General features: G+C 65.0%; 1 protein-coding gene. It reads right to left on the bottom strand.

Translation table 11 applies throughout. The features are described from left to right. Positions 1 to 246, bottom strand: a 246-nt coding sequence (locus SB772_RS44410; RefSeq protein ID WP_410839077.1) for an aldehyde dehydrogenase family protein, incomplete at both ends; no start/stop codon positions are given.

The raw sequence follows: 246 nt of genomic DNA on the forward strand, positions 1-246 counted from the left end.
GTACTTCTCGAGCGCGTGCAGCGACTTGTCGCGGCCATTGCCCGACTGCTTGTAGCCGCCGAACGGAAAGTTCATGTCGCCACCCTCGTCATAGCAGTTCACCCACACCGTGCCCGCGCGCAGCCGGCGCGACACGTCGTGCGCGGTCGTCAGATCCGACGTCCACACGGCCGCCGCGAGCCCGTACTCGGTATCGTTAGCGATCCTGACCGCCTCGTCGACATCGTCGAACACGATCACCGACAG

The sequence above is a fragment of the Paraburkholderia sp. SIMBA_030 genome (assembly GCF_046535245.1).
GTDB lineage: Bacteria > Pseudomonadota > Gammaproteobacteria > Burkholderiales > Burkholderiaceae > Paraburkholderia.